This window comes from Mesohalobacter halotolerans (genome assembly GCF_006120725.1).
GTDB classification, from domain to species: Bacteria; Bacteroidota; Bacteroidia; order Flavobacteriales; family Flavobacteriaceae; genus Psychroflexus; species Psychroflexus halotolerans.
In genome coordinates, this window is record NZ_SWMU01000001.1 from 923,982 (window position 1) to 939,076 (window position 15,095).

Below are 15,095 nucleotides of genomic sequence, written 5' to 3' on the forward strand. Positions count from 1 at the left end.
TTGAATCAAATTTTAAAGGGATTTTCTATACATGAAAATCCCTTTTTAAAGTTTAAAGCATGTCAATAAAAACCTATTTTGAGAAAACAACATCATCAGCACCATTGGCTGTGTTTCGAATAGGTTTTGGTGTAATGATGCTCATCAGTATAATTCGATTTTGGAGTTATGGCTGGATCGAAAAACTATACCTTAAACCGCAATTTCATTTTTCTTATTACGGTTTCGAGTGGGTCAAACCAATTGGAGATTGGACATACTTCATTTTTTTCATTTGCGGATTGACTGCGTTTTTTGTAGCCTTAGGCTTAAAATATCGCTTGTCCATCATCTTGTTTTTTTTGAGTTTTACCTATATCGAACTCATGGACAAAACCACTTATCTCAATCATTATTACTTCATTAGTATTCTCAGTTTTCTGATGATATTTCTACCCGCAAATGCTTATTTTTCATTAGACAATTATTTTAGACAAAAACAATACACCCAAATTCCAAAATGGACAATCGACAGCATTAAACTTTTACTTGGCATTGTGTATTTCTATGCAGGTTTGGCTAAAATTAATAGCGATTGGTTGTTTAAAGCTATGCCTTTAAAAATCTGGTTGCCCTCTAAATATGATTTACCATTTATTGGCGAAAACCTCATGCAACAAGAATGGTTTCACTACGTCATGAGTTGGAGTGGAATGCTGTATGACTTGAGTATTCCGTTTTTATTGTTGTATAAAAAAACGCGCGTTTTTGCTTTTGTTCTGGTCGTGTTTTTTCATGTGTTTACGCGTGTGTTGTTTCCTATTGGTATGTTTCCTTACATCATGATCGTCGGCAGTCTAGTATTTTTTGATGCTAAAGTTCATTTAAAAATTATCAATTTCATCCAATCACTGTTGAGATTATTCAAGATAAAAAGTCAAAATATACCGATTTCAAGTTTTCAATTCCCAAAACAAAAGATTGCAGTTGCTTTCTTAATGCTGTTTTTTGTTATTCAATTATTGATACCATTTAGGTATGTGCTTTATCCAGGTGAATTATTTTGGCGGGAAGAAGGCTATAGGTTTTCTTGGCGTGTAATGTTGATGGAAAAGCGCGGTTATGCCAATTTTAAAGTGGTTAACCCAAAAGACAAGACCTATTTTTATGTGGACAATTCAGACTTTTTGTCTTCTTTTCAAGAAAAACAAATGAGCACCCAACCCGATTTTATTTTAGAATATGCACATTTCTTAGGTAAATATTTTAAGTCACAAGGTCATGAACCAATAGAAATTTATGTTGAAAGTTATGTTGCCATCAATGGAAGACGAAGTCAAGCCTACATCGACCCAGATGTGGATTTATTAAAACAATATGAATCACTCCAACCAAAAAGTTGGATTTTAGCTTTTAAAGATGATATCAAAGGATTTTAGTTTATGTTTATTTATAGGTTTTTTATCGTTAAGCCTTTTTAGTCAACATAAAATTGAGGGTTATGTTATCGACCAAGCCAAGCAAGAGCCATTAAAAGCTGTCAAAGTTTACGATAAAACAGAAGGCTTTCTTTCTCAAACAAATGCTTCGGGGTTTTTTAGCTTTGAAACACAGAAACAAGATATCACATTGGTTTTTTATGCTTTTGGCTATCAAATCCTTGAAAAAACAATTCAATCAAACGATACAGCGCGTTTAAATATTCAGCTCGAAACCCTTTCTGAGGAACTCACTGAAGTTGAAATCATTGCCCAAAACAATAAAGTTTTTGAATTACAGCGTCTAAAAGATGTGGAAGGCACAGCAATCTATGCAGGAAAAAAAACAGAGGTCATTCAAGTTGACCAATCCATGGCCAATTTGGCGACAAATAACGCAAGACAGATTTACAGTCAAGTGGCGGGTTTGAATATCTATCAAAACGACGATGCAGGCTTGCAACTTAATATTGGTGGTCGTGGGTTAAACCCCAACCGGACGGCTAATTTTAACGTACGTCAAAACGGTTACGATATCAGCGCCGATGCTTTAGGCTATCCCGAAAGCTATTACACACCAGCATCTGAAGGTCTCGAGCAAATTCAAATCATTAGAGGTGCAGCGTCTTTGCAATATGGCACTCAATTTGGCGGATTGATCAACTTTAAAATGAAACAACCCAACCCCAACAAGACACTAGAAATTATCACCAGAAATACTGCTGGAAGTTATGGGCTTTATACCAATTTTACAAGCCTGAGCGGCACCAAAGACAACTGGAGCTACTACACTTATGTCAATTACAAGCGCGGCGATGGATTTAGACCCAATTCTGAATATGAATCTATCAATATTTTCTCTCATGTCGGCTACAAGTTTAATGATAAAACTAAACTCACAGGCGAAGTGACTTATATGAATTACCTCGCACAACAAGCCGGTGGATTGACCGATGACATGTTTGCTGAAGATCCGTTTCAGAGTAACCGAGAACGCAATTGGTTTGAAGTAGATTGGCTTTTGTATAATTTAAAATTATCACACGAATTTTCAAAACAAACCAATTTTACCTTTAGCTTTTTTGGTTTGAATGCCCGTCGAAGTGCACTCGGGTTTCGAACCAATCGCGTCAATCAAATTGATCCGCTTGAAGAAAGGGATCTCATAGAAAGCGATTTCAATAATTTTGGATTTGAAGCCCGATTACTTAGTAAATATAAAATTGGAGAGAAGAACGCCACCTTCTTAATTGGCTCAAAACTGTATAATTCAGACAATCAAGAACGTCAAGGACCAGGTTCAGATGGCTTTGGTGCTGATTTTAGTTTTAGAAACGAGGAATTTCCTAACTACCCCAATCAATCTGAATTTGACTTACCAAACATAAATGTTGCGGTGTTTGGTGAAAATATTTTTTATCTCAGCGATAAGTTTTCAGTCACTCCGGGATTTAGGTTTGAATATATTAAAACTGAAAGTGACGGCTTTTTTAAGCGCATTAATACCGATGCTGCGGGCAATGTAATAGACAATGAAACTATACAAGACCAAAGGGAGTTTGAGCGTTCGTTTGTGTTACTAGGTTTAGGCTTAAGTTATAAACCCAATGACAATCTTGAAGTTTACGGTAATATTTCTGAAAATTACCGTTCTGTAACCTTTTCAGATATTAATATTACAAATCCTGCTTTTGCTGTTAATCCTGACATTACAGATGAGGAAGGCTTTACAGCCGATATGGGGTTACGAGGAAATTACAACAACTTTGTGTCTTACGATTTGGGTGTTTTTGCGCTGTCGTATGAAGGTCGTATTGGTTTTGTTCAAAAAGTTTTGGAAGACAACCGTATCATAAGTGAACGTGGCAATGTAGGCGATGCCTTGATGTATGGCGTAGAATCTTTAGTTGATTTTAATTTTAAAAAACTTTTAAGTTTGAATTCAAATTATCAGTTTAATGTTTTTGTGAATACCTCTTTTATCAATTCAGAATATACCAGTTCTCAACAACTTGGTATAGAAGGCAATGAAGTGGAGTTTGTGCCAGACCTTAACCTTAAAGCTGGATTTAGGTTTGGTTATAAAGACTTTGCAGCAAGTATGCAATATACCTATTTATCTAGTCAATTTACAGATGCGAGTAACTCTGAGGAATCAAGCCTGAGTGGTGTGATAGGGGAATTACCTGAGTATGATGTTTTAGATATGTCATTGTCTTATCGCTATAAACAATTTAAATTAGAAACAGGAATCAATAACATTTTAGATGAAAAATATTTTACCAGACGAGCTACGGGCTATCCGGGACCTGGTATTATTCCATCAGCACCACAAAATTGGTATGCGACTTTGGAAGTGAAGTTTTAAATGAATTCTAAACTTAATAATAATTCATTTTGAGTGTATCATTTTTAATGCATCTTCTAAGATGGTTTTATGGTCAAAAGCTAGATGTTCTAAGTCTTTGATATCTTTCCATTTTGCAGTTTCAGCATCGTCCTTTCCTTTGACGGTAACTTCATTTTCAATTATAGCTGTAAAAGCAAACGTGATGGTTCGTCCACGCGGATCTCGTTGAGGCTCATCGTAAAAGTTAACAAACTTCAACTCTTCAGTCTTGATGCTAAGACCTGTTTCTTCTGCCAGCTCTCGTTGACAAGCCTCAATCACCAATTCTCCCTGATCTACAAATCCACCCGGAAAAGCATAAACATTTTTAAAAGGTTCATTTTTACGTTTGATAAGCAAAACCTTAAACCCTTGTTTGTGTCTATAGAACACAATAGCATCTGCAGTAATATTGATCTGTTGTTTCATGTTTGCGATGTTAATGCGTATACGAAATTAACAATCTCGTTGAGTTCTCCATTTTAAAATCAATAACTTTGAATATATTTATAAAATGCCTTTAAAACGACACGAAGCTTTAAAAAACCTTAGCCGAGAGCATCACGATGGCTTGGTGTTTGCACTGAGATTGCAAAAAGGAATCTCTAAAAAAGCTGACCTTAAAGCTCTTGAAGCCTATACTGATTGGTTTTGGAAAAATTACCTCCATCCGCATTTTCAATTGGAAGAACAACATTTATTTCCCATGTGTGTTGAGTCAAATGATTTGGTTTTAAAAGCCAAAGCACAACACGGTGACATAAAAAGTTTGATAGACACCCAGCCCAAAACTTACCAGGTTTTGAAAAGTCTTTACCAACATATCCAAGCCCATATCCGGTTTGAAGAGCGGGTATTTTTTATGCGTATCCAAGACCAGCTCTCAGAAGAAGATTTAGCAAAGTTTCACAAAATACATTCAAAACAAAGCGAATGTGGACTTTGGCTAGATCGGTTTTGGGATTAATTACTTTGCTTTTGTTTCTTAAAAACAAAAAAGACCATCTCAATTGATGGCCTTTAGAAAATTAAAAAAAATGAAGTTAAAACTAATCTACATTATCGTGTAAGAACGAGTTATTGTTTCGTAAGGTAATTTCATCATCATCATTGTGCAAAGTTGTTCTAGACAGCTTACCTTGCTTGTCTTTAGGGTCATCCAGCTCAACACCGGCGCGTTTGTATGCAGGTTGTTTTTCAATTTCATCAATGTTTTGATTTTGACTAAATCTGTAGTTAAACTGCTTCATTTTAGCTCGTCGCTCAGCAGCTCTCGCTTTCAACTCTGTGATAGAAGCATTTAAAGGATCTACTTGTTTTGGCTCCTCATCCTGAGTTGGAGTCTGTTGAGGTTTAGTTTTAGTTTCAAACTTTAAGTTTTCATCTTCATCAAATTTAGACTTATTTTGAGAATTCTCTGATTCAGGGTCTTCTAATTGATAGGTTTTTACTTTTTGGGTAGACTCAGGCTTAACTTCTTCAGGTTCATTGACTTCAATCGATCTGATATCTTCATCCAGATCAAAAATAATTTTAGGATTTTGTGACTCTTTTTGAGGTTGTTGATTTGTTGATGGAGATTGTTCTTCAAAAACATTTTTTGTGTCCTGCTGAAACAAATCAAAAGTCAAGTGCTGGTCATCATCATCTGGATTTTTTTCTGTTTTGTCTTCAGTTTTATCAGTGATCTCAAAATCATCAACCTCTAAGTATTCAGCTTCAACCTCAATATTTTCAATGGTTTCAGTAGTGTCTATTAAAGGATTTTCTTCAGCTTTAGAGTTTTGTTTGTCGTCTTCTTCAATATCTTCAAGCTGATGAACAATTTTGTTTTGTTTTTGAGGGCTTTCGTCATCTATACCCAAAGATCTGTCTTGAAAGTTTTCTTCATTCTCGGTTAAGTCAATTTCAGCTTTTTGCTCATCTTCAAGGGTGTGAATAATTTTTTTAGCTTCTGTATTGACAATATCGTCTTGCTGTTCAGAATTAAACCCTGTGGCAATAACAGTGACTGAAATAGCATCATCCAATTCTTCATCTTCACCAACCCCCATAATGATGTTTGCAGAATTACCGGCTTCGTTTTGGATATGGTCATTGATTTCACCTATTTCATCAATGGTAATTTCATCTCTGCCCGAAACAATGAGTAACAATACATTTTGAGCACCTGTAATTTTATTGTCATTCAGTAAAGGAGAATCTAAGGCTTTTTCTATGGCCAATTTTGAGCGATTGGTGCCTGATGCACTGGCAGATCCCATAATCGCTGTTCCACTATTGCTTAAAACTGTTTTTGCATCGCGAAGGTCAATGTTTTGGGTGTAATGGTGGGTAATTACTTCGGCTATACCGCGTGAAGCTGTAGCCAGGACTTCATCGGCTTTGGAAAACCCGGCTTTAAAGCCCAGATTTCCATAAACTTCTCTCAGCTTATTGTTATTGATAACAATCAGTGAATCTACATTTTCTCTTAACTTTTCAACGCCAGATTGCGCTTGTTCGTTTCGTGTTTTACCCTCAAATTGAAAAGGCACCGTTACAATACCGACGGTGAGGATATCCATTTCTCTAGCTTGCTTTGCAATAATTGGAGCAGCACCTGTTCCAGTACCACCGCCCATTCCTGCAGTAATGAAGACCATCTTGGTGTTTTTGCTTAACAAATCTTTGATATCTTCAAAGCTTTCTACGGCAGCTTGTTCTCCAATCTCAGGATTGGCGCCAGCGCCGAGCCCTTCAGTAAGATTGACTCCCAATTGAATTTTGGTAGGTATTGGTGAATTTTCTAAGGCTTGGGCATCGGTATTGCATATGACAAAATCAACGCCATTGATCCCTTGTTTAAACATGTGATTGATGGCATTTGAACCACCACCACCTACACCGATAACTTTGATGACGTTAGATTGATTTTTGGGTAAATCAAAAGAAATGTTGCTTAAATTTTCTGTGCTCATAATATTCTATTTTGTGCGTTTATTCTGCGTTATCTAAAAAGTCTTTAAGTTTGTCTACAAACTTCTCCATAAATGATTTTCTGGGTTTATGGATGGTTTCTTTTTGTTGTGCTGTATTCTCTTGAGGTTGTTCTTCATTTTCATCGGTTTCTACTTGCTCTTCAATATCTTTTTCGTGTTGCTCCTGTTTATTAAGGCTGTTCATAACTAGCCCAACGGCTGTAGCATAAATCGGGCTTGCGGTTTCTTTATCCGTATCGCCTGCGAGATGCTCATTTGGAAAACCGACTCTTGTGTCCATGCCGGTAATATATTCAACGAGTTGTTTAAGATGTTTAAGTTGAGCCCCACCACCAGTTAAGACAATACCAGCAATCAATTTTTTTCGCTTTTCTTCATGGCCGTAATTTTTAATTTCTAAAAAGACCTGTTCGATGATTTCTACAGCTCTATAATGGATGATTTTAGCTAAGTTTTTAAGCGAAATTTCCTTAGGTTCACGACCGCGTAATCCAGGTATAGATACAATTTCATTTTCTTTGTTCTCTCCAGGCCAAGCAGAACCAAATTTAATTTTAAGCAATTCTGCTTGTTTTTCTATAATAGAACATCCGTCTTTGATATCTTCAGTAATAATGTTGCCACCAAAAGGAATCACTGCGGTATGGCGAATAATACCATCTTTAAAAATTGCCAAATCTGTTGTACCACCACCGATATCGATTAAGGCAACACCAGCTTCTTTTTCTTCCTGGCTGAGTACTGCATTGGCAGAAGCTAAAGGTTCTAAAGTGACACCATTCAATTCTAGCCCGGCACTTTTGATACAGCGTCCAATATTTCTAATCGACGAAATTTGACCGACAACCACGTGAAAGTTGGCTTCTAGTCGACCACCGTACATACCTATGGGTTCTTTGATCTCTGCTTGACCGTCAACTTTATATTCTTGAGGCAGTACATGTATTATTTCTTCTCCGGGTAACATGACAAGTTTATGGACTTGATCACATAAGGCATTGATATCATCTTCACTGATAACTTCGTCAGCATTTTGTCTTGTAATATAATCACTGTGTTGTAAACTTCTGATGTGTTGACCAGCAATACCAACAGTAACTGCAGATACCTCCTTTGTTGCGTTTTCTTCAGCTTCTTTTATAGCCAGTTGAATAGATTGAATGGTTTGCGTAATGTTATTGACTACACCGCGATGAACGCCTAAACTCTTGGTTTTACCTAAACCTAATATCTCCAACTTTCCAAACTCATTTTTACGACCAATCATGGCTACAATTTTAGTTGTACCAATGTCAAGTCCTACTGCTATATGTTCGTTTTCCATAGTTTAAGATTCAATTTTTTCGCAGACAACTTGGTTGCCATACTGTAAGTCTATTCTTTTATATTTTTTCAAAAGGTTGTCTTTTTTAGCTTTCACATAAAAGGCTTTAAAATTCATAAACTTTTGATTGAGATGATCAATTTCACCAATAAATATTTTAAAATCTTGTTTTCTGAATCTCAGGCCAAATTGCGTGTTAGGATACACTCTTATTTCTGTGATATTTTGCTTTAAAAACAGGTCACGTTGAATAAAGTTTAGCAGTTTAAAAACCTCATGAATTTGATGGTTTTTTATCCCCCAAACTATAGGCACTCTGGCAGAGTAATTTTGTGACAAAGGCATCTTTTTACCATTTATATCAATGTAATATTGTTCTTCACTAATCACACGTGCGATAGGTTTTCTTTGCTTTATCTTGGCGTGTAATGTGCCATCAATATCTAAAAAAACTTCTGCATTTTCTATCATTGGATGTGCTTGTACATGGGATTCTATAACATTCAAATCTAAGTGTTCTTGGCTTAGATTCTCAACGCGTTTTTTATTTTGTATTAACAATTTATTAACCGTTTGTTTATCCACAAAAAATTGATTTTCTTGGTGATATGTGATATCAATAGCCTTAATTTTTTTTGAGCTATGGCGATGATTTGTAAAAGCTGCTAATATCACCATCAAGATGAGCATACAACTGATTTTTATATAAATCCATTTATTTTTCATCTTTGTAATAGTTTTTGATGTGTTGAGCTTCAACACCAATATCACCAGCACCCATAAGTACAATAACTTTACAACTGCTGGTTCTTACCGTGTGTAAAATATCAGTTTTTTGAATGAGTTGCTTGTGTGAAACATTTACTTTTTCAAGTAAAAATTTCGCATTTATTCCCTCTATCGGGTCTTCTCTAGCGGGATAAATGTCTAATAGTTTGACTTCATCAAACCGACTTAATTGTCGAGCAAAATTATCTGCAAAATCTCTTGTTCTAGAGAACAAATGGGGCTGAAAAATACCCATGACTTTTTGTTCAGGATGCATTTGTTTTGCCGCTTCATAGACAGCATTAATCTCTGAAGGATGATGTGCATAATCGTCTATGATATTCAAATCAGCTCGTTTGACGATATAGTTGAACCGCCTCTTCACACCTTTAAAATTGGTTAATGATTGCGCAAAACGCTCTCCCATTTCGGGTTTATAAGCTATTGCTAAGCATAAAGCGCTAATGGCATTAAACAGATTGTGATAACCCGGCATGGTGAGGCTTATATTCTTAATTTTTTGATCTGGACCAACCCAATCAAAATAGTAAGTCCCATCCTTGAGATTTATATTTTCTGGATGAAAATCAGCAGAATTATTTATACCAATTGTTTTACCACCAAAATTTAATTTGTCTTGATGGTATAATTGGGTTTTGTCTTTTAATTGTTCAACAAATTTATGAAAACACTGTTCTAATTCTTCTTTTGTATTGTAAATATCTAAATGATCTGCATCAATATTGCTGATTAATGCATAATCTGGCTGTAAGTTTAAAAAAGACCGATCAAATTCGTCTGCTTCAATCACAAATATATCATCTCCATTATGGATATAATTTGAATTATAGTTTTCTGCGATACCACCGAGAAAACCTGTAACGGGTAGATTATTGTCTTTTAGTATGTAACTGAGCATACTTGTAATTGTAGTTTTGCCGTGAGTTCCTGCTACAGCAATACATGTTTTGTCTTTGCTCAGCTGTCCTAAGATCTGTGCTCTTTTGAAAATTGAATATCTGTTGGACTTGAAATATTTATAAATTGGATGGTTTTCTTTTATTGCCGGTGTGTATATCACTAAAGTATTGTTTTTACGGGTTTTTTTAGCGATATTAAGATTTTCATCGTACTCTATTTTTGCTCCTTTCTTTTCAAGTTGTTCAGACATTGCGTTAGGTGTTTTATCAAAACCAAACACCTGCTTATTCATTTTTAAAAAGTGAAAAGCTAAGGCGCTCATCCCTATACCGCCTATACCGATAAAGTAAACTTTTTTGATATGATTTAAGTTTATCTTCATGCGTTATTAATTATTTTTTCTGCTATATCTACAATATCTTTTGTAGCCTGAGGTTTTGCCAAGGATTTTATGTTAATTGAGAGTTGTTGTTGCTTGGCTTTGTCTTCAATTAATTCATTCAAAGTAGTTTCAAACTTTTGATCCAATTCATGTTCTTCAATACAAATTGCTGCCTGATGTTTGGCAACAGATTGTGCATTTTTAAATTGATGATTTTCCGCAACATTAGGTGATGGTATAAAAATCACAGGTTTTGCTACCAAACTCAATTCACTAACTGCGCCTGCACCAGCGCGCGAAATAATAATATCGGCTGCAGCATAAGCTGCTTGCATGTTTTCTATATACTTCAAAATTTTTATGTCATCATTAGACAGATGTTTGTATTTTTCAAAATAAAAGGCGCCACATTGCCATAATAGATTGCAGTTGAGCTTCTTTATCAGTTTTAAATGCTTGGATATAGTTTTGTTCGGAACTGATGCGCCCAAACTACCACCAATGACCAATAAGGTTTGCTTTTGTGGATTTAAGTTAAATTCTGAAAGCGCTTCCTGTTTTGATAGTTTGTTGCCAATTAAATCCTGCCTCACGGGGTTGCCTGTCCAAGTAATTTTATCCTTTGGAAAGTAGCGATCCATATTATCATAAGCTACACAAATCGCGTTGGCTTTTTTGGCGACCCATTTGTTGGTCACCCCAGCATAAGAATTTTGCTCTTGAATTAGCGTAGGAAAATTCATCATATTTGCCATTTTCAATAGTGGCGCACTTGCAAAACCTCCTGTACCGATGACTATATCGGGTTGATGTTTTTTGAGGATTTGCCTTGATTTTATCAAACTATGTAACAATTTTACAGGGAAGAGTAGATTGGATAACGTCAATTTTCTTTGCAATCCACTTATCCATAATCCAATTATTTTAAATCCTGCTTTTGGTACTTTTTGCATTTCCATACGATCTTTGGCTCCAACAAATAAAATATCAGCATCTGGTTTACGTTTTTTGATTTCTTGAGCAATAGCAACTGCCGGGTAAATATGACCTCCGGTTCCACCGCCTGATATGATGACTTTCCAATGTGTCATATGGTTTGACTCAATACATCTAAGGGGTTTTCTTGTTCTTCGTCTTTATATTGTAGTTCTTTTTCACTGTAATCTTCATTGGATTTTGAACTTACACTGAGTATAATCCCAATACCAACACAGGTCATCCAAATGGAAGAACCACCGCTACTAACTAATGGTAATGTTTGACCTGTGACAGGAAATAAATTTACTGCTACACCAATGTTTATAAAAGCTTGAAAAACTATTGGTAATCCAACTGCGGCAACGAGAAGTTTAGCATATATGGAGTCTCTTTTCGTAAAAATAATAGCTATTCTCAGTAGGATAAATAAATAAAGAAGAAGAACAAAAAAGCCGCCTATTAAACCTGTTTCTTCAATAATTATAGCATAGATAAAATCTGAAGAAGACTGTGGTAAAAAATTTCTCTGTACGCTTTTACCTACACCTTTGCCTGTGAGGCCACCTGTAGCAATAGCTATTTTTGCCTTTTCGACCTGATACTGCTCTTGCTGAACATCATCAGATATAAAATTTTCGATTCGACTAGTCCAGGTATCTACACGATTTGGGAGCAAGCCTGGAAATGCTTTTGAGGTTAAAATAAATAAACTGGCTATTACAACTGTGGTACCAAGAATGTAACCACAATATTTTAAGGGATAACCGCCAAGATAGGCTAGAAGCAAAACCATGCAAAAAATGATTGCTGCAGTCGAGAAGTTTGCAGGAAATATTAATCCTACAATAGTTAAAACTGGAACCCAAAGTGGCCAAATCGTTTCTTTAAATGTTATTTTCTTAGATGCTATTTTTGATAGATATCTTGCTACATAAACCATCAATACAACAGCAGCAAAACTTGAGGTTTGAAAACTCATATTAAAAACCGGAATCGTAATCCAACGACTGGCATAAGCCCCATCTATAGTAGTGCCCTTTAAAAGGGTAAAGACTAATAAAATTATAGTAACAGGCAAAAGTAATATTGAAATACCTCTGAAATATTTATAGGGAATTTTGTGTACAGCAAATATGATGATAAATCCCATAAAGAGGTGAACAAAATGTTTGATAAGATAACTTATGGTACTTCCATTACCACCATTAAGATATGCTAAATTACTACTTGCGCTATATACTGGAATAAACGAAAATACAGCCAGCAAGGCCACTAAAGCCCAAATGGCTTTATCGCCACTCAGATTACTATTAAAAAAATGTACTAAAGAGTTTTTCATAGTATCTACAGATTATGAACAGCTTCTTTAAATTGTCTACCGCGATCCTCGTAATTATCAAACAAGTCAAAACTGGCACAAGCCGGTGAAAGCAACACCGTATCATCTTCTTGGGCAATGTGGTAAGCTATTTTTACACATTCCTGCATAGATTGAGTCTCGTAGATGTCTTCTACGCAAGATTTGAATGCGTTGATAATTTTTTTATTGTCAAGACCTAAGCAGATGATAGCTTTGACCTTTTCATTAACTAAAGGCAGTAAATCTTCATAGACATTTCCTTTGTCTACACCTCCTACAATCCAAATTAAATCTGAGCCTACAGAGTCTAAAGCATAAAATGTAGCATTGATGTTAGTGGCTTTAGAATCATTGATATAATTTACTTTGTTTATTTTTAAAACATGTTCTAAGCGATGCTCTACACCGTGAAAGGTTTCTAGTTTTTCCCTTATAGTTTCTTTTCTGATTTTTAGCAAATGTGCTACTGTTGAAGCAGCCATTGCGTTTTTTGTATTGTGTTTTCCTTTAACTTCTAAAGCGGATATTGGCATAATATGTAATTTTTTATTGAGGTTTATAATAATTTTATTGTCTTTAAGATAAGTTCCGAATTTCAATTCTTTTTCAGTTGAAATAGGAATACAGGTCGATTTTACAGGATGTTTTTTGAGCCAATTGCACAAATGTTCTTCGTCAGCATTGTAGATTAGGAAATCTGTGTTGAGTTGGTTTTCTGCAATTCTAAATTTTGAAGCCGTGTATAGATCAAAATTATTTTGATAACGGTCTAAGTGGTCTGGCGTAATGGATGTAATTATAGCTATATGGGGTTTGAATTTTTGAATACCATCAAGTTGAAAACTGCTAACTTCCAGTACATAATGTTTTGCTTTTTTCTCAGCTACAGTTTTTGCAAAACTCAATCCCATATTCCCTGCCAAATCTACATCTTCAAGTTCATCTTTCAGCAGATGATAAACCATATGTGCGACAGTAGTTTTACCATTTGAACCTGTAATACCAATAATATTGGCTTTGGTATGTTGAAAAGCAAATTCAATTTCTGAAATAACCGGAATTTGTCTCTTGTTGAGTTGTTTTACAATTTGAGCATCGTCAGGAATCCCCGGACTTTTTACAATAAGGCTAGCCTTGGCTATTTTTTTGAAGCTGTGCTGATTTTCTTCATATTCAATATTGAGGTTTTTAAAGCAATCAATTTTGGGTTGGGAAATGTTTTGTGAGTCACTCAGAAACACCTTATAGTTTTTCTTTGATGCCAGAATTGCTGCACCAAAACCGCTTTCACCACTCCCTAAAATTGCTATTTTTTGCATTATCTAACTTTTAAAGTAATGATTGATATGACGGCTAATAAAATTCCTATAATCCAAAACCTCACGACAATTTTACTTTCGTGAAATCCTTTCTTTTGAAAATGATGATGTAATGGAGACATCAGAAATATGCGCTTTCCTTCACCCAATTTTTTCTTGGTGTATTTAAACCATCCGACCTGCATCACTACTGAGAAATTTTCTGCAAGAAAAATTCCACATAGTATTGGTAATAAAAGTTCTTTTCTTGTGGCTATTGCTATAACTGCAATGATTCCGCCAATAGTTAAGCTTCCGGTGTCGCCCATAAATACTTGTGCGGGAAATGTATTATACCATAAAAATCCTATAAGAGCGCCCGTGAAGGCAGCAATAAAAATGGTCATTTCACCAGACCTAGGAATATTCATAACATTCAAGTAATCTGAAAATATAACGTTGCCAGACACCCAAGCAAATATGCCTAACGTCAAAACTATAATGGCAGAAGATCCGGCGGCTAAACCATCTATGCCATCAGTTAGATTTGCTCCATTTGATACAGCTGTTACAATAAAAATCACTATTGGGATGAAAATGATCCAAGCATAAGAGGCTAAATCTTCACTAATCCAGGTAATGATTTTAGAATAATCAAGTTCGTTATCTTTAAAAAAAGGAATAGTTGTGGTTGTTGATTTTTCTTCATTGGTTATCTGTACAATTTGGTTGGTTTTAGAATCGAGTTGAATATCGTTTCTCACTGTAATATCATCATGAAAATACATAGTTAAACCTATTATTATACCTAGACCTACTTGTCCAAATACCTTAAATTTCCCTTTTAACCCTTTTTTGTCTTTTTTAAAAACTTTGATATAGTCATCAAGGAAACCAATACTTCCCATCCATAGTGTGGTCACGATAAGCAAGATGATGTAAATATTGCTTAAATCTGTAAAGAGCAAAACAGGAATAAGTGTTGACATAATAATAATAAGACCTCCCATCGTTGGTGTACCTGCTTTTTGGATTTGACCTTCTAGACCTAAATCTCTTACACTTTCACCTACTTGTTGTTTTTGCAAAAACTTGATGATACGCTTACCAAAAATTAAAGAAATCAATAGGGATAAAATTGCTGCTATTGCTGCTCTAAAGGAAAGGTATTGATACAAACCTGCACCAGGAAAGTCATATAAGCTATCGAGATATTTTAAAAAATGGTATAGCATAT

Annotated in this window: 12 protein-coding genes; 3 read left to right on the top strand and 9 right to left on the bottom strand. The window is 35.2% G+C overall.

Annotation, left to right across the window (positions count from 1 at the left end; genetic code table 11):
• Nucleotides 1-59: 59 nt before the first annotated feature.
• A complete protein-coding gene (locus tag FCN74_RS04310) occupies nt 60-1,418 on the top strand; it encodes an HTTM domain-containing protein (protein ID WP_138931346.1) in 1,359 nt (452 codons plus the stop codon).
• Nucleotides 1,399-3,825 carry a TonB-dependent receptor domain-containing protein gene (locus tag FCN74_RS04315; protein ID WP_138931347.1) on the top strand — a complete coding sequence of 809 codons (2,427 nt, stop codon included), beginning with the start codon at nt 1,399-1,401 and terminating at the stop codon, nt 3,823-3,825. The genes FCN74_RS04310 and FCN74_RS04315 overlap by 20 nt, the downstream gene beginning before the upstream one ends.
• Nucleotides 3,826-3,849: 24 nt before the next feature.
• On the opposite strand, the gene FCN74_RS04320 is transcribed toward FCN74_RS04315, so the two are convergent.
• A complete protein-coding gene (locus FCN74_RS04320; protein WP_138931348.1) occupies nt 3,850-4,275 on the bottom strand; it encodes an NUDIX domain-containing protein in 426 nt (141 codons plus the stop codon).
• Between the two features lie 85 nt (nt 4,276-4,360).
• On the opposite strand from FCN74_RS04320, the gene FCN74_RS04325 reads away from it, so the two are divergent.
• Complete coding sequence (locus FCN74_RS04325; protein ID WP_246062549.1) at nt 4,361-4,813, top strand: hemerythrin domain-containing protein; 453 nt, start codon at nt 4,361-4,363, stop codon at nt 4,811-4,813.
• Between the two features lie 82 nt (nt 4,814-4,895).
• Here FCN74_RS04325 and ftsZ read toward each other — a convergent pair whose 3' ends face one another.
• Genes ftsZ through mraY form a run of 8 tightly spaced genes read right to left on the bottom strand, consistent with a single transcriptional unit; the run spans nt 4,896 to nt 15,093 of the window.
• Nucleotides 4,896-6,806: a cell division protein FtsZ gene (gene ftsZ, locus FCN74_RS04330; RefSeq protein WP_138931350.1), complete on the bottom strand. Its 1,911-nt coding sequence runs from the start codon at nt 6,804-6,806 to the stop codon at nt 4,896-4,898.
• A gap of 19 nt (nt 6,807-6,825) precedes the next feature.
• Entirely contained in the window at nt 6,826-8,151 is a 1,326-nt protein-coding gene (ftsA, locus tag FCN74_RS04335) for a cell division protein FtsA (protein ID WP_138931351.1), read from the bottom strand.
• Nucleotides 8,152-8,154: 3 nt separating this feature from the next.
• Nucleotides 8,155-8,877 (bottom strand): cell division protein FtsQ/DivIB, encoded by a 723-nt coding sequence (locus FCN74_RS04340; RefSeq protein ID WP_138931352.1) that lies wholly within the window; start codon nt 8,875-8,877, stop codon nt 8,155-8,157.
• Nucleotides 8,867-10,222, bottom strand: a complete 1,356-nt coding sequence (gene murC, locus FCN74_RS04345; RefSeq protein WP_138931353.1) for a UDP-N-acetylmuramate--L-alanine ligase — start codon at nt 10,220-10,222, stop codon at nt 8,867-8,869. Before murC ends, FCN74_RS04340 begins: the two co-directional genes overlap by 11 nt.
• Nucleotides 10,219-11,313 (bottom strand): undecaprenyldiphospho-muramoylpentapeptide beta-N-acetylglucosaminyltransferase, encoded by a 1,095-nt coding sequence (murG, locus tag FCN74_RS04350; RefSeq protein ID WP_138931354.1) that lies wholly within the window; start codon nt 11,311-11,313, stop codon nt 10,219-10,221. The genes murC and murG overlap by 4 nt, the downstream gene beginning before the upstream one ends.
• Nucleotides 11,310-12,539, bottom strand: coding sequence for an FtsW/RodA/SpoVE family cell cycle protein (locus FCN74_RS04355; protein ID WP_138931355.1), 1,230 nt, complete (start codon nt 12,537-12,539; stop codon nt 11,310-11,312). Before FCN74_RS04355 ends, murG begins: the two co-directional genes overlap by 4 nt.
• Nucleotides 12,540-12,544: 5 nt before the next feature.
• The gene (gene murD, locus FCN74_RS04360) at nt 12,545-13,879 is read right to left on the bottom strand and encodes a UDP-N-acetylmuramoyl-L-alanine--D-glutamate ligase (protein ID WP_138931356.1); all 1,335 of its coding nucleotides are present in this window, start codon (nt 13,877-13,879) and stop codon (nt 12,545-12,547) included.
• Entirely contained in the window at nt 13,879-15,093 is a 1,215-nt protein-coding gene (gene mraY, locus FCN74_RS04365; RefSeq protein ID WP_138931357.1) for a phospho-N-acetylmuramoyl-pentapeptide-transferase, read from the bottom strand. Before mraY ends, murD begins: the two co-directional genes overlap by 1 nt.
• Between the last annotated feature and the right edge of the window lie 2 nt (nt 15,094-15,095).

What these genes read in the sequence shown, in the direction of transcription:
- FCN74_RS04310 (WP_138931346.1), top strand. Translation starts at nt 60, where the DNA reads ATGTCAATAAAAACCTATTTTGAGAAAACAACATCATCAGCACCATTG.
- FCN74_RS04315 (WP_138931347.1), top strand. Translation starts at nt 1,399, where the DNA reads ATGATATCAAAGGATTTTAGTTTATGTTTATTTATAGGTTTTTTATCG.
- FCN74_RS04320 (WP_138931348.1), bottom strand. Translation starts at nt 4,275, where the DNA reads ATGAAACAACAGATCAATATTACTGCAGATGCTATTGTGTTCTATAGA.
- FCN74_RS04325 (WP_246062549.1), top strand. Translation starts at nt 4,361, where the DNA reads ATGCCTTTAAAACGACACGAAGCTTTAAAAAACCTTAGCCGAGAGCAT.
- ftsZ (WP_138931350.1), bottom strand. Translation starts at nt 6,806, where the DNA reads ATGAGCACAGAAAATTTAAGCAACATTTCTTTTGATTTACCCAAAAAT.
- ftsA (WP_138931351.1), bottom strand. Translation starts at nt 8,151, where the DNA reads ATGGAAAACGAACATATAGCAGTAGGACTTGACATTGGTACAACTAAA.
- FCN74_RS04340 (WP_138931352.1), bottom strand. Translation starts at nt 8,877, where the DNA reads ATGAAAAATAAATGGATTTATATAAAAATCAGTTGTATGCTCATCTTG.
- murC (WP_138931353.1), bottom strand. Translation starts at nt 10,222, where the DNA reads ATGAAGATAAACTTAAATCATATCAAAAAAGTTTACTTTATCGGTATA.
- murG (WP_138931354.1), bottom strand. Translation starts at nt 11,313, where the DNA reads ATGACACATTGGAAAGTCATCATATCAGGCGGTGGAACCGGAGGTCAT.
- FCN74_RS04355 (WP_138931355.1), bottom strand. Translation starts at nt 12,539, where the DNA reads ATGAAAAACTCTTTAGTACATTTTTTTAATAGTAATCTGAGTGGCGAT.
- murD (WP_138931356.1), bottom strand. Translation starts at nt 13,879, where the DNA reads ATGCAAAAAATAGCAATTTTAGGGAGTGGTGAAAGCGGTTTTGGTGCA.
- mraY (WP_138931357.1), bottom strand. Translation starts at nt 15,093, where the DNA reads ATGCTATACCATTTTTTAAAATATCTCGATAGCTTATATGACTTTCCT.